This is a genomic window from Lachnospira sp. (genome assembly GCF_016290755.1).
Classification (GTDB): domain Bacteria; phylum Bacillota; class Clostridia; order Lachnospirales; family Lachnospiraceae; genus Lachnospira; species Lachnospira multipara.
The window spans coordinates 1-21,326 of the sequence record NZ_JAEEVD010000025.1; the positions used below are offsets into that span (position 1 = coordinate 1).

Genomic DNA, 21,326 nt, shown 5'->3' on the forward strand with positions numbered 1-21,326 from the left:
CTCGTCAATTATCTTAGGATATCTTATTTACAGAAAAACTTTCACACACTCCATTTTACCTGCATGCTTCCCCGAAATTTTTTCAATTCATCTTAGTCATATATCGTCCCATACAAGCAAGTTGGAAAAAACTGCGATTTAACCGTATTCACCGACCGGCTACTAAAGACACCAGCCCCAATTTTCCCTAAAAACTTCTTTTATATCGCCCCACAGCACCCACATATAACAAAAATTCCCACATTCACTATAATCATGCTATACTTAGCCTAATAACTTGGACTAGGTTATAAAGGAGAGTTTTTATGGTTAAAAAGATAGTTAAAGACCCACTATTTCTACAACAAAAGTCAGAGCCTGCAACAACAGCAGATAAGCAGGTTATAGTGGATTTATTAGATACATTAGAAGCTAATAAAGAAAGATGTGTTGGCATGGCAGCTAACATGATTGGTGTAAAGAAGCAGATAATTGTAGTGGCAGCAGGACCTTTTATGTTTGCAATGGTAAATCCTGTGATCACTGCTAAAAAAGGAGAGTATAAGACAGAAGAAAGTTGTCTATCTCTTGAAGGCAGCAGACCTTGTACAAGATATGAGGAAATCGAAGTGGATTATTTAGATGAGAACTTCAATAAGAAACATGGCAAGTACACAGGTTTTACAGCACAGATAATACAGCATGAAATCCAGCATTTTAGCGGAGATTTGATTTAAATCATTAAAGAAAAAAGCGTAGCTATTAGCAACTAGTAAATCGAAATATGAAAGATAAAAAGGAAATTAAGAAATATATGAAAATAAATATAGAAGCAAAAACTTTTGATGAATTAACATCAAAAGAAGTTTACGAAATACTTAAGGCAAGAGCAGAAGTCTTTGTAGTGGAGCAAAATATCGTATATCAGGATATGGATGATATCGACTATGATGCACTTCATGTATTTATGAAGGAAGGAGACAAGGTAATTGCTTATCTTAGAGCTTTTAAGGTTGAAGATAACTTTATTAAGATTGGTCGTGTTCTTACAACAACTCATGGTAGAGGCGATGGAGGAATACTACTAAAAGAAGGACTTGAGCGAATAAAGAATCATTTTCATACTAATAAATTAAAACTTGATGCTCAGACCCATGCTATCAAGTTTTACGAGAAGTTTGGCTTTAAGGTGGTTTCAGAAGAATTCCTTGAAGAAGGAATTATGCATGTGAGGATGGAGTATGCCTTGGCAGAATAAGCCCTAAACAATAAAATATTCATAAAATCTTTACGATAGAAATGCTATTAAAAGAAAGGTGGAAGTGTTAAAATGGAATTGTACAAAGGTAGACCCGAATGTACGTCGAATCGATTAGATAAAGAAATAAGAGTCTATGATTTACTAGATAAATTAGAAATTGGCTATGAAAGAACAGATCATGAAGAAGCAAGTACAATGGAACTTTGCAATGAAATAGATAAGGTTTTAGAAGTAGTCATTTGTAAGAATTTATTTTTATGCAATCGTCAGAAGACGAATTTTTACTTACTCATGATGCCTGGAGATAAGAAGTTTAAGACTAAGGAGCTTTCAAAACAGATAAACTCAGCAAGATTATCCTTTGCAGATGCCGAGGATATGGAGAAGTATCTTGATATCACACCAGGCTCCGTTAGCATCATGGGACTTATGAATGATAAGGAAAATGCAGTGCAGCTCCTAGTTGATGAAGATGTGTTAAAGGATGAATATATCGGTTGTCATCCTTGCATTAATACTTCCAGCTTGAAGCTTAAAACTGCCGATGTATTTGAAAAATATTTACCAGCAGTAGGGCATGAGGCAAGAATCGTGCATCTGTTAGGTGAGGATTAGAAAAATATAAAGAGATGGAGGTGATTTTATGAAGATTCAGCTTGTAATCGCTGCAATTGCAGCTGCATGTGTAACTGCTTTTTTAGTTATTAAGAAGAAAAAAGCTGCATAAAACATCTCCTAGAAATAGAGGAATGTTAAACGATGATTTTTGATAAATTGAAAAAATTGGACATCGTGATGACAGTAGCGTGGATACTAGCAATAGTGTCTGCGCTTCTTGTGCGTCCAGATGGCAAGTACATAGATTATATAGATTTTAGATCCCTTGGAATTTTGTGGGGATTGATGATAATAATTCAAGGCTTTAAGAAAAACAATCTCTTTGATATGCTAGCCAATAAGCTAATTAGCAAGTTTAGTAAGCCTTGGCAGTTAATGGCAATCTTAGTATTTATCTGCTTTTTCTTAAGTATGTTTATAACTAATGATGTGGCCCTAATCACCTTCGTGCCCATTGCCATTATGATTTTAAGAAGGGCGAATTTGGAAAATGTAATGATACCTATAATCGTTCTCCAAACCATAGCAGCAAACCTAGGTAGTATGTTAACACCTATTGGTAACCCGCAGAATCTCTATATGTACGGGCTTACAGGCCTTAGTTTAATAGATTTTTGTAAAATTATGCTGCCCTATAGCGTTATGTCTTTTATTCTTTTAGTTGTTGCCATATTTTTTGTAAATAAAAGACATGCAGGTCTTGATAAGTTAGAAAAGTCTGTGGATAAAAATCCAGATTTAGAAAAGTCTGTGGATAAAGATTCTGATTTAGAAGAGACTGCAAAAAAGGAAGAGACCAAGACAGGAAGTTCTCTAAATAGAAGAGAGGTTCTAGTCTTTAGCATCCTATTCATTATCGCTTTACTTACTGTAGGTCGTATAATTCCATATTACATCTTTGTAGGAATCGTGTTAGTTGCAGTTTTAGTGCTTGATAGAAAGCTAATCGCTAAGGCAGATTATATCTTACTTTTGACCTTCATAGGATTTTTCATTTTTACAGGCAATATGGGAAGAATTCCACTTATAAAGAACTTTTTGGAAAATGTAATGGCAAATAGCGAGTTCATCATTTCCCTAATCACAAGCCAGTTTATAAGTAATGTGCCTGCAACCCTGATGTTGTCTGGCTTTACAGCAAACTATAAGGAATTAATTATTGGTGTAAATGTTGGTGGGCTTGGAACTTTAATAGCCTCCATGGCAAGCCTCATTTCCTATAAGGCCTACACCAAGGAATACAAGGAAAACACTGGAAAATACATGAAAACATTCACAGGATATAACATAATTTTTCTGGCAATTTTAATTGTAACATGGCTAATTATTAGATAATAAAAATATAATTTCAATAGAATGAGAATAGTTGAATACAAAATGCTAAGACATTTATCCTAAAAATGTCTTATAAATACAAAAAAGATTGTTAAAAATCCCTAAAAGTATTATAATGAGAGACAGTAGAAAACCTTGAAGGTGGCTAATCATAAGCCGTAATTTATATCCACCTTTATAGACTTATGAGACTTATCTTAAGATTTGCTACGTGTAAAAAGCATCTAAGGGGGTATTTTATATGGTAAGCTTTTTTATTTGTCTATTTATCTTAATTGCTGGCTATTTCACATATGGTAAATTTGTGGAAAGCACATTTGGACCAGATGATCGTGAAACACCAGCAATCGCTTTAAATGATGGCGTTGACTATGTTGTCATGCCTCTCTGGAAACTGTTCTTAGTACAGCTTCTAAATATCGCAGGACTAGGTCCTATATTTGGTGCCTTAACTGGTGCTGAATGGGGTCCTGTAGTATTTCTTTGGATTACATTCGGTACAATTTTTGCCGGTGGTGTCCATGATTACTTCTCAGGTATGTTATCAGAACGTAACAGAGGTGCTTCTATTGCAGAAGTTACCGGTACTTACCTTGGTAAGACTATGAAAAATGTAATGAGAGTATTCTCCGTAATCTTACTAGTTATGGTTGGTACAGTATTTGCAGTTGGTCCTGCAGGTTTAATTGTTGTACTATTCAAAAATAATGGAGTTTCAGGAATTCTTACAAGTGCACCTTTCTGGCTTGCAATTATTCTTATCTATTATTTCATCGCAACTTTTATCTCAATTGATAAGATTATTGGTCGTATTTATCCTGTATTTGGTATTTGCCTTATTATCATGGCAGTCGGTGTTATTATCGGTACATTTGCAGGTGGATATCAGGTACCAGAAATTTGGTCACACTTTAGAAATATGCATCCATCAGGTACACCAATCTGGTCATTTATGTTTATCACAGTAGCTTGTGGTGCTATTTCAGGATTCCATTCAACTCAGTCTCCTCTTATGGCTCGTTGCTTAAAGAGTGAAAAACAAGGTAGATTTGTATTCTATGGTGCAATGGTAGCTGAAGGCATTATTGCCTTGGTTTGGGCAGCAGCAGGTTGTGCAATTTATGGTAGTGAAGGACTTGTAGCAGCTGGTGGTGGAAATTCAACAACAGTTTATGCAATTTGTGCAAAGACAATGGGTTCAGTAGGTATTATTTTAGCTATGCTTGGTGTTGTAGCTTGTCCTATTACATCAGGAGATACAGCATTCCGTTCTGCTCGTCTTACAATTGCAGATTGGTTTAAAATTGATCAGAACAAGGTTAAGAATCGTTTCTTTTTGTGCCTTCCACTTCTTGGTATAGGAGCTATCCTTGGATTTGGTAATACATTTGGATTCATTGATTACTCAATTATTTGGAGATACTTCAGCTGGACAAATCAGACACTTGCTATGATTGTTCTTTGGTCTGCATCTATGTATCTATTCATAAATAAGAAAAATTACTGGATCACAGTAGTTCCTGCAACATTTATGAGTGCAGTTTCTATTACATATTTTGTAATGGCTCCAGAATGCTTAGGTTTAATCCCTGCCTTAAAGAACAACACATTAGTTGCTTATCCAGCAGGTATTATTGTTGCAATCCTCTTCTTAGGATTATTTATTGCAGCAACAAAGAGAAGATCAAAAGCAGAGCAAAACCAGTAAAGGAGTGGGGTTATGATATTTACACCAAAAGCTCTAGGCTCTTCTAATTTAACAGTTGAGGAGTTGAAAGAGGATAAGAAAAATCTAGTTAAATATGGTCCTTGTGGATTAGGAAAAAAGGCTATATATCTTAATAGCTTCTATCTAGATAGGGTTTATTATGCTGATATGGCAAATGTATCGCGTGTTTATAAAAGAGTTGCAATGAGCAAAGGTGGATTTACGGGAAAGGGCTTATTTGGCTCAATTCCATATCTTGTTGTAGAATTCAAAGATGGTACTAAGAAAGTTTGTAATTTCAAATATGAAGAGCATGTTGATTTAATGCTTGATGCCATAAGCGAGGCTTATCCGAAAATGCCAACACATTCCGTTGAGGCTGAAAAAAGATTAAGAAAGGCTGAAGAAAAAGAACGTGCGCGTTTTGTAAAAAAATTATCTAAGGAAGCTATTCAAACAATTGATATCTTAGATAAAGCAAAGCTTGAACTTGAAAAGGATAGGGAATTAAGCACACGTTTAGCCTATGATGCTAAACAAAAAAGAACTCTTGATTCTATTAATCCAACATACAGAATTTTAGCCGTAGCAGTATTCTTAGCGGCAGCAGTATGTGCCGCCTTCGGAATTCATCTTGTAATGACAAGTGGAATAAAGACTGGTGGAGTTTATGTGCTTTTGGGATTTGCATTTATTTTCTTTGTAATATCATCTCACGTACTACCTACTGGTACTAATAATAAGCGCTATGGCGACAATTGTTACCGCAACACCCTTTCTGAGATGGAAAGTAAGCTTGAGAAAATAAGCAACTTCCCACTACCTGCAATCTATGCCCACCCAATTGTGTGTGAACGAATGATTCGAGTAATCAGAGAAGGTAGAACAACTACAATAGATGGAGCTATGGAGCTCGTAAAGAAGGATTTAAAAGCTTTAAATCCAAGCGTTACTGTAACACAAAAAGAATACGACGAAGTCGTAGTCGTAAAGCCACTGTTTACAGTTGCGGATTATGCTTAAAATAGACAATGAATGATGAAGATGCTATTTACGCTTGCGTAAGTAGCATCTTTTTTTGCTTTTTAGCCATCGTGGGTGTAGTGTGGTCTGGGGTATTGTATATGTTACGGGGATCTTGTGCCTTTTGTGGGCGAAATAAGCGGGAATAGTCACAACTTGCTAACTTGGGATGAGATAGTTTTGGGGCATTGTGCCTAAACGGGAGAGAAAAGCCCTCCTATAGGCACAGAAGAATTCTTCCGTGTGTCCCGGCAGCTTAGTATTTTCGGGGCGTTTGTGCCTGCAATGAAGTTTAACAAAGGAAAAAAGGCACAGTTTTTTAAGAGCTAAAAATTTTGCTTGTGACTTTTTCTTGCTTAAGTAACTAAAAAGTCACAAGAAGCCTCTAATTTTTATGACTTAACTAGAAAATTGAAAAATTCTTGTGACTTTTATAAACGTATAAGTGGATTATAGCCAAATCGTGTCTTTTTTTTACAATTTTGTGTGTGACTTTTTTCAGAAGATTAGTGGGAAAAGTCAAAACTTGCTAAATCGGGATGAGATAGACTAGGAAGTTTGTGCCTATCCGAGAGGGAAAAGCCCCCAAGAGGAACAAAAGAATTCTCTGAAAGTCCCGGAAGAGACGGCACAATTTAAAGTCGACATAGTCCCTATAAGTCCAGTGCCTATCCGGAAGGAAATAGCACCACTATAGGCACAAAAGAATTCTCTGAAAGTCCCGGAAGAGACAGCATCCCCGCCATCCCCCACTACAAATTCGCCTCGCCCCATCTTTTTAACTCCAATAATATAGGAATCATTGACTTAGCCTTTTCAGTTAGGGAATACTCCACTCTTACTGGCATTTCATCAAACTGAAGACGGTTTACCAATCCGTCAGCTTCAAGCTCCTTTAGGGACTGGGCAAGCATAGTGTTAGTGATGCCGTAAACGGAACGTCTAAGCTCGCCGTAGCGCACAGTCTCATTATTATCAATGACACATAAGATCATGATTTTCCATTTTCCACCAACGATGTTTAATACTTTCTTTAAACCGCAGCCATTTCCTGCAATATCATCACATAGAGGTTCTTTTTTCTTTGCCATAATTAACTCCTTTAATCGCATTACATTTTCATTAGTCAGTTTTTTCTTACCAGGTTAATAAATTTTGCGTACTTGATATATTTTTCTTACCACATATAATAAACTTATCTTGTACGAAATGCAAGATAAAAATAAAAAATTTGAAAGGAAGCAAGGATGGTTAAAAGAAAGGCAAAAGTAGACGTAAGCCATTGTGTAGCTTGTGGTGTCTGTCAAAAGCAGTGTCCAAGAGGCGCAATTAGCATCTTTAGAGGATGTTATTCAGTGGTTGATATGGCGAAATGTGTAGGTTGTGGTATATGCGCCAAGGCCTGTCCAGCGGACACAATAAGTATAGAAACAGTGGAGGTATCAAATGACAAATAGTAACAATGTAAAGATCAAGAAACCCAAAAGAAAGAAATCGTGGATGGATTATCTTTATATTTGGTCAATTATTTATTTTGCCTTAGGCTTTTTTAACATTTTGTTTGCTTGGCTAGGATTAATTGACTTTATTTTACCCCTCATAGTTGCAATTTTTGCGGGCAATAAATATTTTTGCAACAATTTATGTGGCAGAGGACAATTATTCTGGTTTTTAGGTAACAAATTAAAGCTATCAAGGAAGAAAAAGGCTCCAAAGTTTCTCTCTTCTAATTGGTTTAGATACGGATTTTTGGCCTTCTTTTTAACCATGTTTGCCAATATGGTATTTCAAACATATTTAGTATTTTCAGGAACAGATAGTTTAAGAAAAGCAATCAAGTTATTCTGGACCTTTAAAGTTCCATGGCAATGGGCTTATAATGGTAGTATCTTTCCTGATTGGGTAGCAAAATTTGGTTTCGGTTTTTACAGCCTAATGTTGACATCAACACTAATAGGCCTTATTGTAATGTTACTCTTTAAGGAGAGAACTTGGTGTAGTTTCTGTCCAATGGGAACTATGACTCAAGGAATTTGTAAATTAAAGGCAAAAGGAAAGGAATAATTATGACAATAAACGAACGTGCTGACTTAGCGGTAAGTCTTAAAGCAACAGGAAAATGTAACTGTACACAGGCAGTTTTAGCTGCATTCGAGGATAAATTCGATCTTTCAAATGAGCAGTTAATGACAGTTGGAGCAGGATTTGCTGCAGGTATGGGTTGCATGGAAAGTACATGCGGAGCCCTAATCGGAGCTGTAATGACAGCCGGCCAGCTAACAGGCGCTAAGGGAACACCTAGATATTCTAAGGAAATTCTAGCTAAGTTTAATGAAAAATGCGGAGCTACAATTTGCAAGGATCTTAAGGGAATTACTACAGGTCAGGTAGTCTGTCCATGTAACGATTGCGTAAGAAACGCAGTACTCGCCCTTTCAGAGGTCTGTCCAATCGAAGAATAAATGGCCTTGTGAAAATGTATCGCAAGATTAAAACTTAGACATGAGATACAGCGGCGCGCCTTGTGGTGTGCCGCTTTTTTCTAGCTAGATTTACAGCCAGCCGTCAGGCGAGCCGCCCCTGTAACTAAAAAATAAGATTGCATAATTGACTATCTTTTGGTGTTTATAAATGGTAAGATATTGATAATAAATCGAGATTAACAATACATATTTTTTGAGGAAAAGGTGGGATGGCTATGAGATTGTTTCATGCTAGTAGTGAGTTGATAAAACAGCCAGATATTTTTCATGGTAGGAAAAATGCTGACTTTGGTCAGGGTTTTTATCTTAGCCCAGACAGGGACTTTGTAAATAAGTGGGCCGGAGAGAATTTTTACATAAACGAGTATAGGCTAGATTTAGAGGGCCTAAAGGTCGTTGAATTTGAAAGAAATAAAGATTGGTTTGAATACATTTTTAATAATAGACGCCAGAAGGATACAATAGAGGCAGATGTAGTTATTGGTCCTGTGGCAAATGATACGTTATACGATAGTCTAGGCATTATAACTAGTGGCTTTCTGAACCATGAAGAGGCACTAAGTTTGTTGCTAATAGGCCCGGAATATCGACAAGTGGCAATTAAAACTATAAAGGGAATTAAGAATCTACATTGGCTAGATGCCATAAAGATTATTGATGTTTCTAAGGAGAAGGAAGTCCTAAAGCGAGAGGAAGAAAAGTATAACGAAGAATTTGCTAAGGCTATGGAGAAGTTTGAGTAAAATGACTTAAGATTTTAAAGTCTCTTAGGAACTTTAGATTATTAGTCACATTTTCAAAAAATGCTTTACAATATTAAAATATTAAATTTATTCTTGACACTAAAAAAGTATTTGTATACAATCTAAAACATAAAAGCAAAGGCGCTTAGAGATAGAGGATATCTTTAAGCGCTCTTTTTGTTTATCTAGACTTAGTGGCTTTTAGGAGAGATAAACATTTGCTTTAAAAATATACAAACACAAAGATTTACAGCAAAGGCGCTGTTAGGGTGAGACGTCCACCTTAGCAGCGCTTTATTTATATTAGGGAGTGTGTTTGGTAAATGGATGAAAGTCCAAAGGAGGAAAGTTATTTATGAATGATGTTTTAGAAGCAGTAAACTCACAGGTCTTTAGCGTGTGGTTTTTAATAGGTGCAGCTTTAGTATTCTGGATGCAAGCTGGTTTTGCAATGGTTGAAGCAGGTTTTACAAGAGCTAAAAACTCAGGAAATATTATTATGAAGAACCTAATGGATTTCTGTATCGGTACAGTAATGTTTATCTTCATCGGTTTTGGTTTATTTCTTGGCGAAGATGCTCTATTTGGTTTAGTTGGTATTCCAAATTTAGATATATTTTCAAATTACGCATCTTTTGATTGGTCAGGTTTTGTATTTAACTTAGTGTTCTGTGCAACAACAGCAACAATCGTTTCAGGTGCTATGGCTGAAAGAACAAAATTTATTTCATATTGTGTTTATTCAGGTGTTATTTCAGGTCTTATTTATCCAATCGAAGCTCATTGGACATGGGGCGGCGGCTGGCTTGCTCAAATAGGCTTCCACGATTTTGCCGGTTCTAACTGTATTCATATGGTAGGTGGTATCGGTGCTTTAATCGGTGCTTGGATTCTTGGTGCTCGTATCGGTAAGTTTACAAAGGATGAGAAGGGCAAGGTTACTAAGGTAAATGCCTTCCCAGGCCACAACATTCCAATCGGTGCTTTAGGTGTATTCATTCTTTGGTTTGGTTGGTACGGATTTAACGGTGCTGCTGCAACTTCTGTAGATCAGCTAGGTCACATTTTCGTAACAACAACAATTGCGCCAGCAGTTGCTACAGTAACAACAATGGTTTTCACTTGGTTAAAATATAAGAAGCCAGATGTTTCAATGTGCCTTAATGCTTCCCTTGCTGGTTTAGTTGGTATTACAGCAGGTTGTGATTCAGTTAATGCCTTTGGTGCAATTATAGTAGGTATTGTTTCTGGTTTATTAGTAGTATTTGGTGTTTGGTTCCTTGATTATGTATTAAGAGTAGATGATCCAGTTGGTGCCGTTGCAGTTCATATGTTAAACGGTATTTGGGGAACAGTTGCTGTTGGTTTACTTGCAGATAGCTCAGTTCCTGGTTATGCAATCGCTAATGCAAATGGTGACGTTATCTCAGGTTTACTCATGGGCGGCGGCTTTGAATTATTAGGAATTCAGCTTCTTGGTATGTTTGCAACTTTAAGTTTTGCAACAGTAACATTATTTATCACTTTCAAGTTAATTGATGCAACACTTGGTCTTCGTGTTTCTGAGGAAGAAGAGCTTACAGGTCTTGATTCTACAGAGCATGGTCTTGCATCAGCTTATGCAGGCTTCTCAATCATGGATATTACAGGCATGGAAATGGAAGCTAATGCTAACACAGATCTTGGTGTTATTGATTATGAAAATGCATCTAGAACCCTTAAAGATACAGCTATTAAGGTTGTTAGAAATGACGGTGAGGATGCAGTTCTTCATAAGGTTGTAATTATTGCTAAACTTTCTCGTTATGACAAGTTAAGAAAGGCAATGAATGATTTAGGTGTAACAGGTATGACAGTTACTCAGGTTATGGGTTGCGGTATCCAAAAGGGTGCTGGAGAAATGTATAGAGGTGTTGAAATGGATGCAACTCTTCTTCCAAAGGTTAAGCTTGAAATCGTTGTAAGCAAGATCCCAGTTGAAGAAGTAATTGAGACAGCAAAGAAGGCTCTTTATACAGGTCATATCGGAGATGGAAAGATATTTGTTTATGATGTAAGTAAGGTCGTTAAGATAAGAACTGGCGAGGAAGACGCTAGTGCTCTCGCTGATGTGGAGTAAGGCGCTCCCGTTTGGCTTCTGTCTCTCCAACGGGGGATGATGGACGGACGCCGCTGCGGGCTGGGGCGGCATTCTCGCAGACTCGCTCTCGCTTGTTGACTCTCGTAGCGCTACTAAGCTTCCTGCCCCACAGTAGTGGGCCAGCAAGCAAAGTAGCGACGGAGTCAAGACAGTCTGCTTAAATACCCCCCAGCCCTAGCGGCTGGTTTACACCTCCCGTTGGGAAGGGACGGACGCCAAGCGCTACGCTGTGGCTGGAAGGAGAGAGACGGAGGGCTAAGAGGAGGCCGGAAGTTTTGGGAAGTCCGGACGCCAAAAATTGCCGGGAATGATGAGACTAACGGACGCCGAAAGCGCTTCGCTATTCGGCTGAGAGGGGATGACCAAACGGTAGGACTTCACCGTATGTAGTAAATTAATCTATTAATCTTTAAAGTAACGAGTTTTCGTTAATCATATAATACATTTTACTTTGTTAATGAACCAACATGCCAGTGGGTTCGAGAAAATTAGTTGTTACCCCCTTTTGGAGTAACAAAGGGATTATAGGAAAGTCCCGATTGATAAGGGTTGTCGCCTGGCAACCGACTAGATTTGTTATCTATTAATTTATATAGATATAATTCGTGTCTACATATCAATTCAAAACAGATTAAAACTCCATGTAGACAGAAAAAACTCCAACGTAGACACTTCCTTTCTGGTGTCTGCAAACAAGACACACTACATAATTCCTATGGGAGAAGAACACTGTATTTTGCAGTGTTCTTTTTCTTTGTTTTAGTTTTGTGGGTTTTGGGGAAAATGTGTCTCAATATTGAGGAAAAAAGAAGTGATTTTCTAAATCCTTGGGGACAAGTTGCTTTTTTGAGGACTCAAACGGTAGTTTCATTAGATAGTAGCCGCCTATCCCACCCGCCATGGAATAGGCGGGCGGGTTGTAAAGCTGCGGTTGTCGAATAGAAGCGGGGAAGGAAAGAAAGTCCCGTCCCACCCGCCGCATTTTACCTAGATTTTACAAAGCCATGTTACCCTTAGGCTAGACATTTTCAAAATATAAGTCATAATAAAGGTAACGAATATTAAAGGGGTTGAACAAATGGCATTAGTATATATTATCGAAGACGATGAAAATATTAGGGAAATCGAGGAGTATGCCTTGCAGACTGCGGGTTACACGGTCATGGGCTTTGCCTGTGCCAAGGATTTTTATAGGAAGCTTGCGGAGAGGCAGCCGGACATTTGCCTTGTGGATATCATGTTGCCTGACAAGAGCGGCAACGAGATTGTTAAGGAAATGCGCCGCAATCCGGATACAAAGAAGATGCCTATAATCATGGTCACAGCCAAGACTACGGAGCTGGATTTGGTGAGGGGCATCGAGGACGGCGCGGACGATTACATTAAGAAGCCATTTTCCGTCATGGAGCTCATTTCCAGGGTCAAGGCCTTGCTTCGCAGGTCTGCTCCGGAGGAAGTTAAGGAGCTGGTTTTGGACGATTTGCATCTAAACAATGAGAAGCACGCGGTGAGCATTAATGGTGAAAATGTAGAGCTCACCTTCAAGGAGTATGAATTGCTCTCCCTCCTTTTGCTAAACAAGGGCATCGTGCTTAGCAGGGATACTATTATGGAGCGAATTTGGGGTATCGACTACGAGGGCGAGTCGCGAACCCTAGATATGCACATAAAGACTTTACGAAAGAAGCTGCAGTCCTATGGAAATCGCATCAGAACAGTGCGCAATGTGGGTTATATTATGGAGTGATGGGGATTTGTAATTTTATTATGAAATTACGAGGATTTGTAATTCTATTATGGAATGATGAAGACTTGTAAATATTTTATGGACTTGTTAATGTCTTACAGCAATAATTGAAAAAATCGGACATGGTTTAGGACATATTATAAATGGAAAGAAGTGTGACATTTTCATATGAAAACAAAAATTAACATAAGACTTATGATTATCGCGATTATCGCCATTGCCTTTACGGTGCTTGGAACGACGCTTGTTTACTACAATATTTTCCAGAGACAGGTGAAAAATGACTTGGCGGTTACGGCGAAGCTTTTGAGGGATACGAACTATTTTGAATCCACTGACGGGGACCTTTCGAGCATGGATTTGTCGGCGGATGTGCAGGAGCTTCGAATCACTTGGGTGGACATGGATGGAACTGTGCTCTACGACAATGATGCCGAGGCTGCGGACCTCTCAAATCACTACGATAGGCCGGAGATTCAGGAGGCCTTTAAAAATGGATATGGCGAGATTACTCGTGTTTCAGACACCATGAACCACAACACCATATATTATGCGCTTTTGCTAGATAATGGCACAGTTTTACGAGTGGCAACAGATGTAAATAGCTTGTTTTCGGTATTTATGTCTGCAACCCCAGTAATAGTCGTGATTATCATGACTTTGCTTTTGATTTGCGTTTTGCTTTCACATTTGCTTACAAAGCAGTTGTTGCGACCGGTTGAAAATATGGCGAAGAACTTTAATAATGTCAATTACGAGGCACCTTATAAGGAGCTTGAGCCGCTAACGGAGATTATCAGGGCGCAGCACGACGAGGTTTTATCGGCCGCCAAGGTAAGACAGGATTTTACTGCAAATATTTCTCATGAGCTAAAGACACCGCTAACGGCCATTTCAGGCTATGCGGAGCTTTTAGAGGGGGATTTTGTGGATGAAGAAAAGAGAAAACATTTTTACCACGAAATCAGAAAGAACTCTAATAGATTACTTGCCTTAATCACAGATATTATCAGGCTTTCAGAGCTTGATAGAAGTGATAGAGAACCTTCATTTGAGGAGCTCAATCTCTATGAGATTGTTAGCGAGTGCGTGGAAAATCTTGAGTTTGGCGCAAAGCAAAGGGGCGTGGTGCTTAGCCTAAAGGGTGAAGTTTGCAGGCTCAGGGGCAACAGCCACATGCTTAGGGAACTCGCAGAAAATCTAATTCAGAACGCTATCCGTTACAACAATCCTGGTGGCAAGGTTGAGGTCGTTGTTACAGCAAATCCTGAAGCTTGCTTGATTGTGAAGGATAACGGCATTGGAATTCCAAAGGAAGACCAGCAGCGAATTTTCGAGAGATTTTATAGAGTTGATAAGAGCCGCTCGAAAGAAACCGGTGGCACAGGCCTTGGCCTTTCAATCGTGAAGCATGTGGTGGAAATCCACAACGCTAAGATCGAGCTTGAAAGTGAGCCGGGGTTTGGAACGACTATGAAGGTAGTGTTTTAAATATGATTAAGAAAAGAAAATAGTCTAAAAATATAAGCTATTGTAATTCTCCAATATAAAAATATTAGAGAATTACAGTAGCCTTCTTTTGTATTTTGCTTGTGATTAATAATCCTAAAGCTACTAGAAGCATTACGATGCTAATCCATTGCGATGTAGAAATTCCAAAATATACACCACGAATTGCATCATATCTATAGAATTCTAATATGAATCTTGTGATACCATAAAGAATAAAATAAAGTTCCACTGTATAATGGAAATTGTTTTTAATTCTTAAGAATAAAATTAAAGCTGCAATACAGAATAATAACACAGCTTCTACGATTTGGATTGGGAATAATTCTATTCCTGATATTGCATATGAGTTCTCAGGAAATATTACTGCACCATGACCGTGATAAGGTACACCGTAGCAACATCCTGCCATAAAACAACCAATTCGACCAAATCCATGAATTAAAGGAATTAGAAATATAAATTCACGAATAAAAAGAACTGTATTTATTTTATGAATTTTACCACCGATAAAGACGAATATTAAACCAAAAATTAAACCGCCATAGAAGACGAAACCACCTAACATTAATTCGTTAAAGTAAGCAGGTTCAAGTATTCTAGACCAATCTATGTCTTTATATGATACAACCAAGTATAAAAGCTTTGCTCCGAAAAAAGCTCCCATTAAGCAATAGCCTTCAAGTATAATATAATCATTTATATCGAATTTGTTTTTCTTAAGAAGAAAAAGAGCTATTATATTTGCAATTATTACGCCGATTGCGATCATAAGACCATAAGTTGGAACTGTAACTAATCCAAATATATTAGTATATAAATGCATAAAAATCTCCTAAATAATAAGCAAGGCTTCTATGATGTTACACAGAAGCCTTATAATCATTGTGTATTTCTCTAGCAATCTTAAATTATAAAGATAATGCTAATCCACCTACACAAGCTGCACATGCGATGTATAATATTAGGCATAAGATTAAGCCAATAATTGAACAAACCATACCAGCTGTTGCAAGTCCACTTTTCGCAGGATTCTTTTTACCAACTGCGCCTAAGATAATACCTAGAATTGCTAAAATAGCTCCTAACCAACCTAATGCACCTGCTGAAAAAAGTCCGATAAGGATAGAAATAATACCTAAAACTAATGAAGCTACTCCCATGGATTTTTTACCTCCTATTCATTTATCTCGTTTAAACAAGTATTGATTATACATAGAATCGTAGATGTGTCAACATGAATAGATTGTGCAAAAATTATTGATAAAAAAATAAATATATAACATAAAACCAGTAATAATGCGGGCTGTGAGGTGATTTAACAAATAGTAAATGTTTTGAATTTGTGAAAGCTTTGTGAACTGTGTCCACAAGCTATATATCTAGTAAAATTATATACAGTTGTACAATACGAATAAAATAGAAAAAATTTTATAAAAAGTATAAGACATATATAAAATTTTTATAATATATGTATAAATATAAAAATGACATGCAAACGTAGAAATTTTAACACTTTCTTTTGATTTTCTTCATTTAGAATACAGGTAATTTATCAAAAATCCCTCGTTAATTGTAACCCTCACGAAAAATCACAATAACTTCCCTTAAAGTTAAGGAAACCTCTACAAAAATATGGGATTAATGCTATAATAAGCCTATTAAAGATAAGAATATATCTCAGATGCTCTGAGATATACGCTCCGCTTTGGATGCGCAGGGATTTGCACCTGAAATTTGCAAGCTAAAGCTTGCGCAAATCCCGCGCCAAGTCTCGCATGGCGAGATTTGAATAGAAACACGCAATGAAAGGAACGCAATGGAAAAAATAGATGGAATTTGGTACATGAAGGGCAAGGCCATAAACGATTCTTCAAGAATTAAGTCTTGGCAAGAGGTCGTGGAGTTAGTGAATAAGATTGGTTTTCTCCCATTTTTCGCAAATGAGGTGGAAGGCTTTTCATTAGAAGAGATGGTGGCAGCAGATTTCTGGTGGACCGGCATTAAAGACAAGGATCCTTGGGAATGGCGAGAAATCATCGCTCGTTCTAAGGAAGTTGCCTATGGCAAGTTCTTTGACAAGAGGGCAGGTTTTATTAGTAAGGAATGGCTGCCGATTTTTGCAAATGCAAGGAGAGACGGTTACGACTTTGACTCACGCTATGCAGATGGAAAGGCAAGCAGAAGAGAAAAGATGATCATGGATTTTTACATGCAAGAAGACGACGAGGGCGACATTGTCTGGAAAGAGGACGAGATTCTCTCCACAGAACTCAAGAAACTCGCGGGTTTTGGCAAGGACGGAGCTAAGAATTATCCTGGAATTATTACTTCTTTGCAAATGAATCTCTACCTTGTAATTTCCGACTTTAGAAGAAGAACCAACAAAAAGACAGGAAATGAGTACGGCATGGCAGTTTCTATTATGCAGCCACCAGAAGTTATCTGGGGTTACGATTTAGTAACAAGTGCCTATGGCGAAGATTCAACAAAGTCTTGGGAAAAGATTTATAACCAGGTACTCAAGCTAAATCCAAAGGCAGAAGAGAAAGATATCATAAAGATTATTGGTAAGAAGCATATATAGAGGAAGATTATGTTAGAACTTATAAATATTGGTGAAGCTGATTTTGGTTGTGAAGAAAGAGCTGAAAATGCACCTTTAATGTGCGGCCTTACTTTCAAAGGCGAGCATGGCTACGTGTATAAGGAAATCTTAGATGAAAAAGTAGATGAGCTAGCTCTAGTAAAGGGTATGAAAATTTCTGAGGAAGAGTTGGAGAACTTGCTAAAGGGCTAGAGAGCAAGTTGTGGTCGCGACCAAGAATTTAATATAAGACCGTTAGGCTTAGCTAAGAATTGGGGCTAAAAAGGATTCTTTTCTGAAAACTAGGACCTAGCGGTCTTTTTTTGTATGTTAGGTCAATGATTTAGAAAAATAGATTTAGAGTTTTAATCCCTGTGGAATGATAATTTCGCGTTGGGTCAATTGCCCCTAAATTTAAAGGTTGAAATGTGAGTTTGTAGTGACCTAATCCAGACTTTTTTGCTCGTAAGTATTACTTTTTAAAAAATGAGTATTATAAATAGTGGGAAAGTAGGACTAAAGCAAGAAAATGAAGTTGCTAGGTCAACTCCCTCCGGCCAAAAACCACCTCCGGAGCCAAAATAAAAGCAAGTTGTGTGCTCTAGGAAATTTTCCATAATCCCAATAGCGAAAAAACCTAGCGTTAGGTCAACTCACCCCTAACGCTGCCGAGAATTTAACAAAAAACCCGGCTAAACCGCCAATTCCGTTCCAGCAACAAAAGCAAGCGGCCATCCCCGGAAGCCAGCGTCACAGCAAACAGCGAAGCGCCTTTGCGTCCGACCGCGCCCCACTCCCGTCCCACAACAACACCTCACCCCCCAACCACTAAAAAAGCCCCGCAGTCACCTGCGGGGCCTCATCAGCTCTAGCTTACTTTCTCGCTATGAAAGAGTTTAGTTAGTCCATAAGGGCTAGTAAGCCAGTGGCGCTGATTCCGTTTTCTTTTAGAAGTTCATCCGGCTTAAAGTCTGAATGGAACTCCTTTGTTAAACCTAAGTTCTTAACCTTCATGTCGCTATCACCGTAGAAGGACGCGATGCGCTGGCCGTAGCCACCGTCAAGATAGCAATCCTCAATAGTAATAACAAGCTTGTGGTCTTCCTTTAGGGAGTCAAGAAGATCAGTATCAAGTCCAGTTAAAAATCTAGGGCTAATAACTGTGACCTCCTTACCAGTCTTTTCCTTGTAAGCCTTAGCTGTTTCAAGGGCAACTGGGACTAAGCAACCAACAGCTACGATAGCGATGTCGCTACCCTTGTTAATTACCTTAGCCTTATTTGTTAAGGAATAATCTGTGTTATCAGCTATGCCATCAGTCGTAAATTTACGTGGGACGCGAATTGCAACTGGATGTGCCTTCTGGCTTGTGGCATATTTAAACATTTGAACGTATTCTTCCTTACTTGTTGGGGCAAGATAAAGAAGATTTGGAACGTGGGCAAAGAACTGGATATCACTAAGTGCGATGTGAGTATCAGAGTTCATGCCGTACACTCCTGGGTTTAAAACTAGGATAGTAGCTGGGTTATTATTTAAACACAAATCGTGTGATAGCTGATCATAAGTTCTCTGAAGGAATGGAGCCATAGTACCAAATACAGCAGTAGCGCCATTTTTAGCAGCACCACTTGCCATAGCCATAGCATTTTCCTCAGCAATACCAACGTCAACGAAACGTCCGCGTTTTGCATAACCCTGTCTTTCTTCACCGATAAATCCAAGGGATGCTGGGGTAGCAGCGTTGAAAATAACGGCTTTATCATCAGTTTCTAATAGCTCTACCAAACTGTCGTGAACTGTTGTGTCCGCTGGCTTAGTAGGCTTATTCTTTGGTGATCCATCTTCTATGTTAAATGGGCCACCAGCGTGCCAACTTTCTCTATTTTCTTCAGCATAAGAAAGTCCTTTACCTTTAATAGTATGAACGTGTACGACTATTGGATGGTCGATGTCCTTAACTTTTTTGAAAACCTCTACGAGGGCAGGAATATTGTGGCCTTCGTCTATGTAAATGTAGTCGAGCCCGAATCCCTTAAAGAAATTGTTAGGTGCCTCGCCCTTAGTGTCACGTAATTTTTTTAGTGTCTTATAAATTCCACCATGATTTTCAGCAATACTTTGATCGTTATCGTTAACAACGATGATAAGATTTTTATCGTACTCACCAGCGTAATCCAAGGCTTCAAGGGCCTCGCCACCGGAAAGCGATCCATCACCGATAATTGCGACAACATTTTCAGTTCCATTATTCACGTCACGGCCTTTTGCAAGTCCGAGGGCGAGTGAAACCGAAGTGGATGTGTGACCAATCTTAAACTGGTCGTGGTCGCTCTCATTGGGATTAGTGTAACCAGTCACATCGCGAAAATGCTCTGCATCAAGATAGGCTTCTTTTCTACCAGTTAAAATCTTGTGTGGATAGCTTTGATGAGAGACATCCCATACAAACTTATCTGTTGGCGAATTGAACACGTAGTGTAGTGCCACTGTTAATTCAACCACACCAAGATTTGGGCCCTTGTGACCACCAATATTGCTGATTCTATTAATGACGGCCGCTCTTGTTTCATCTGCAAGTGTCTGTAGATTGTTAATGTCAATTTTCTTAACATCTTCAGGTCCATTTATCTTTTCTAAATACATAGAAACTCCTTTCGTATATCAAATTTTAAGGTCATAAGGCTTTTGCTGCCCTTAAGCCCCTCCCTGCAAAGCTTAGTTCATTTATAGACTTTAAACGGGGTTCGGTCAATAGTTTCATAAAAAATTTTGGAAAAAATTAATAAAATTGAGTACAATTTTATATTACACTATCTATGTTATGATAAATAGCGAATATTATTAAGAAAATTAGCCCTAAGGAGATTATGAAAATGTCAAAAAAATTTGCAGTTATAGATACAGAAACAACTTGGAGCGATGAGGTCATGTCCATAGGCGTGGTTATCGCTTCGGAAGAGGATTTTAAGCCCCTTAGCAGCAACTATTGGATAATCACTGAGGCTGCAAAGAAGGGCGGCATGTACTCTAAAACTCTTGAAATTCCTGGTATCCCATCTATCAAGACGGACCGCGAAGGAGCCCTCTCCCAGATGAGAGCTTATTTATATGAAAATGAAGTCACTGACCTTTTGGCCTACAATGCCAATTTTGATAAGCGTCACCTTCCAGAGTTTCGAGATTTCACATGGCGCGACATTTTAAAGCTAGCCGCATACAAACAACATAATCAAGCAATCCCAGAAAACGCCGAGTGTTGCGGCACCGGACGACTTAAAAGAAACTATAGAGTTGAGTGCATCCTCTCCATGTTTGGCGAGGTGGATTATAGGGAAATGCACAACGCCCTCACAGATTCCGAAGATGAGCTACGAATCATGGGATATTTGGGCAAGAGCGTGGGCGAGTATCCGGAAATTTAGAGCTAGGGGCAGTATATTTACATTTCCTTAATCTTCCAATATAATATAAGTAGATAATTTCGTGATAACAATTGGTCGTTTTGTAGAAATATTGCTTAGTCTAGGATATTTCTAGATTGGAGGCTCTATGGAAAATAATAAGAAGGCAATGTATAAATTAAGTTATGGACTCTTTGTCTGTACAGTAAAGGACGGGGATAAGCTCAATGGCTGTATTACAAATACAGCAATACAGCTAGCTTCCGATCCTAATTTGATTTCCGTTTCCCTAAATAAAGCAAACCTTACGCATGACATTTTAAAAAAGACAAAGGCTTGCAACATCTCAGTTTTAAGCCAAGATGCGGACTTTGAAACCTTTAAGCATTTCGGTTTCCAGTCCGGTCGCGACGTCAACAAGTTTGCGGACAGCTACGACAAGTCCAATTATGTAATGGCGGATAACGGAATTCCTGTGATTACTAAGGGTGTCAACGCTTGCTTCTTGCTAGAAGTTAAGCAGATGATTGACTTGAGCTCACACACCCTTTTCATCTGCCAGCCAAGTTTCATGACGGTCCTTTCAGAGGCTAAGTCCTGCAGTTACGAGTATTATCAGGAAAATATAAAGCCAAAGCCTGTAAGGGCGGGCGAAACTCCTAAGGGCGAGACCATCTGGAAATGCACGATTTGCGGCTATGAGTATGTGGGCGAGGACATGCCAGATGATTTTATTTGCCCAATTTGTAAGCATCCAAAGGATGATTTTGAAAAAATTGTTAGATAAGC

Annotated in this window: 21 protein-coding genes; 17 read left to right on the forward strand and 4 right to left on the reverse strand. The window is 38.3% G+C overall.

Translation table 11 applies throughout. The annotated features are described in order from the left end of the window. The first annotated feature begins 305 nt into the window (after window positions 1-305). The 6 genes from QVA17_RS07360 (at window position 306) to QVA17_RS07385 (ending at window position 5,924) form a co-directional block, all read left to right on the forward strand. Window positions 306-716, forward strand: coding sequence for a peptide deformylase (locus tag QVA17_RS07360; RefSeq protein ID WP_287387474.1), 411 nt, complete (start codon window positions 306-308; stop codon window positions 714-716). 47 nt (window positions 717-763) lie between these two features. Beyond that, window positions 764-1,237 (forward strand): GNAT family N-acetyltransferase, encoded by a 474-nt coding sequence (locus QVA17_RS07365; RefSeq protein ID WP_287387476.1) that lies wholly within the window; start codon window positions 764-766, stop codon window positions 1,235-1,237. A gap of 72 nt (window positions 1,238-1,309) precedes the next feature. After that, the gene (locus QVA17_RS07370) at window positions 1,310-1,855 is read left to right on the forward strand and encodes a prolyl-tRNA synthetase associated domain-containing protein (RefSeq protein WP_287387477.1); all 546 of its coding nucleotides are present in this window, start codon (window positions 1,310-1,312) and stop codon (window positions 1,853-1,855) included. 144 nt (window positions 1,856-1,999) lie between these two features. After that, the gene (locus QVA17_RS07375) at window positions 2,000-3,193 is read left to right on the forward strand and encodes an SLC13 family permease (RefSeq protein ID WP_287387479.1); all 1,194 of its coding nucleotides are present in this window, start codon (window positions 2,000-2,002) and stop codon (window positions 3,191-3,193) included. A 241-nt stretch (window positions 3,194-3,434) separates the two neighbouring features. Beyond that, entirely contained in the window at window positions 3,435-4,901 is a 1,467-nt protein-coding gene (locus QVA17_RS07380) for a carbon starvation CstA family protein (RefSeq protein ID WP_287387481.1), read from the forward strand. A 12-nt stretch (window positions 4,902-4,913) separates the two neighbouring features. Continuing rightward, window positions 4,914-5,924: an ATPase P gene (locus tag QVA17_RS07385; protein WP_287387483.1), complete on the forward strand. Its 1,011-nt coding sequence runs from the start codon at window positions 4,914-4,916 to the stop codon at window positions 5,922-5,924. A 752-nt stretch (window positions 5,925-6,676) separates the two neighbouring features. Here the strand turns inward: QVA17_RS07385 and QVA17_RS07390 are convergent. After that, window positions 6,677-7,015, reverse strand: a complete 339-nt coding sequence (locus QVA17_RS07390) for a winged helix-turn-helix transcriptional regulator (RefSeq protein WP_287387485.1) — start codon at window positions 7,013-7,015, stop codon at window positions 6,677-6,679. 156 nt (window positions 7,016-7,171) lie between these two features. Here QVA17_RS07390 and QVA17_RS07395 point away from each other — a divergent pair, with 156 nt between their 5' ends. The 7 genes from QVA17_RS07395 to QVA17_RS07425 all read left to right on the forward strand — a co-directional run bounded on the left by QVA17_RS07395 (window position 7,172) and on the right by QVA17_RS07425 (window position 14,528). Beyond that, entirely contained in the window at window positions 7,172-7,381 is a 210-nt protein-coding gene (locus QVA17_RS07395; protein ID WP_287387486.1) for a 4Fe-4S binding protein, read from the forward strand. Then, window positions 7,371-7,988, forward strand: a complete 618-nt coding sequence (locus QVA17_RS07400) for a 4Fe-4S binding protein (RefSeq protein ID WP_287387488.1) — start codon at window positions 7,371-7,373, stop codon at window positions 7,986-7,988. Before QVA17_RS07395 ends, QVA17_RS07400 begins: the two co-directional genes overlap by 11 nt. Before the next feature lie 2 nt (window positions 7,989-7,990). Continuing rightward, window positions 7,991-8,386 (forward strand): C-GCAxxG-C-C family protein, encoded by a 396-nt coding sequence (locus tag QVA17_RS07405; RefSeq protein ID WP_287387490.1) that lies wholly within the window; start codon window positions 7,991-7,993, stop codon window positions 8,384-8,386. A 236-nt stretch (window positions 8,387-8,622) separates the two neighbouring features. Beyond that, window positions 8,623-9,150 carry a DUF3990 domain-containing protein gene (locus QVA17_RS07410; RefSeq protein ID WP_287387493.1) on the forward strand — a complete coding sequence of 176 codons (528 nt, stop codon included), beginning with the start codon at window positions 8,623-8,625 and terminating at the stop codon, window positions 9,148-9,150. Window positions 9,151-9,505: 355 nt separating this feature from the next. Then, window positions 9,506-11,269, forward strand: a complete 1,764-nt coding sequence (locus QVA17_RS07415; protein WP_287387495.1) for an ammonium transporter — start codon at window positions 9,506-9,508, stop codon at window positions 11,267-11,269. A gap of 1,099 nt (window positions 11,270-12,368) precedes the next feature. Next, on the forward strand, window positions 12,369-13,037 hold the full coding sequence (locus QVA17_RS07420) for a response regulator transcription factor (RefSeq protein ID WP_103953289.1): 669 nt from the start codon (window positions 12,369-12,371) through the stop codon (window positions 13,035-13,037). Between the two features lie 168 nt (window positions 13,038-13,205). Next, entirely contained in the window at window positions 13,206-14,528 is a 1,323-nt protein-coding gene (locus tag QVA17_RS07425; protein ID WP_287387498.1) for a sensor histidine kinase, read from the forward strand. Window positions 14,529-14,592: 64 nt separating this feature from the next. On the opposite strand, the gene QVA17_RS07430 is transcribed toward QVA17_RS07425, so the two are convergent. Next, entirely contained in the window at window positions 14,593-15,372 is a 780-nt protein-coding gene (locus QVA17_RS07430) for a prolipoprotein diacylglyceryl transferase (RefSeq protein WP_287387501.1), read from the reverse strand. Window positions 15,373-15,457: 85 nt separating this feature from the next. Further along, complete coding sequence (locus QVA17_RS07435) at window positions 15,458-15,709, reverse strand: hypothetical protein (protein ID WP_287387503.1); 252 nt, start codon at window positions 15,707-15,709, stop codon at window positions 15,458-15,460. A gap of 656 nt (window positions 15,710-16,365) precedes the next feature. Here QVA17_RS07435 and QVA17_RS07440 point away from each other — a divergent pair. Next, complete coding sequence (locus QVA17_RS07440) at window positions 16,366-17,133, forward strand: AlkZ-related protein (protein ID WP_287387506.1); 768 nt, start codon at window positions 16,366-16,368, stop codon at window positions 17,131-17,133. Between the two features lie 9 nt (window positions 17,134-17,142). Next, window positions 17,143-17,346, forward strand: coding sequence for a hypothetical protein (locus QVA17_RS07445; protein WP_027430154.1), 204 nt, complete (start codon window positions 17,143-17,145; stop codon window positions 17,344-17,346). A gap of 687 nt (window positions 17,347-18,033) precedes the next feature. Here QVA17_RS07445 and QVA17_RS07450 read toward each other — a convergent pair. Further along, on the reverse strand, window positions 18,034-19,779 hold the full coding sequence (locus QVA17_RS07450) for a 1-deoxy-D-xylulose-5-phosphate synthase (RefSeq protein WP_287387508.1): 1,746 nt from the start codon (window positions 19,777-19,779) through the stop codon (window positions 18,034-18,036). 230 nt (window positions 19,780-20,009) lie between these two features. Between QVA17_RS07450 and QVA17_RS07455 the strand changes: the two genes are divergently transcribed. Continuing rightward, window positions 20,010-20,558 carry a hypothetical protein gene (locus tag QVA17_RS07455; protein ID WP_034245050.1) on the forward strand — a complete coding sequence of 183 codons (549 nt, stop codon included), beginning with the start codon at window positions 20,010-20,012 and terminating at the stop codon, window positions 20,556-20,558. A gap of 127 nt (window positions 20,559-20,685) precedes the next feature. Continuing rightward, complete coding sequence (locus QVA17_RS07460) at window positions 20,686-21,324, forward strand: flavin reductase (RefSeq protein WP_287387511.1); 639 nt, start codon at window positions 20,686-20,688, stop codon at window positions 21,322-21,324. Window positions 21,325-21,326: the final 2 nt, after the last annotated feature.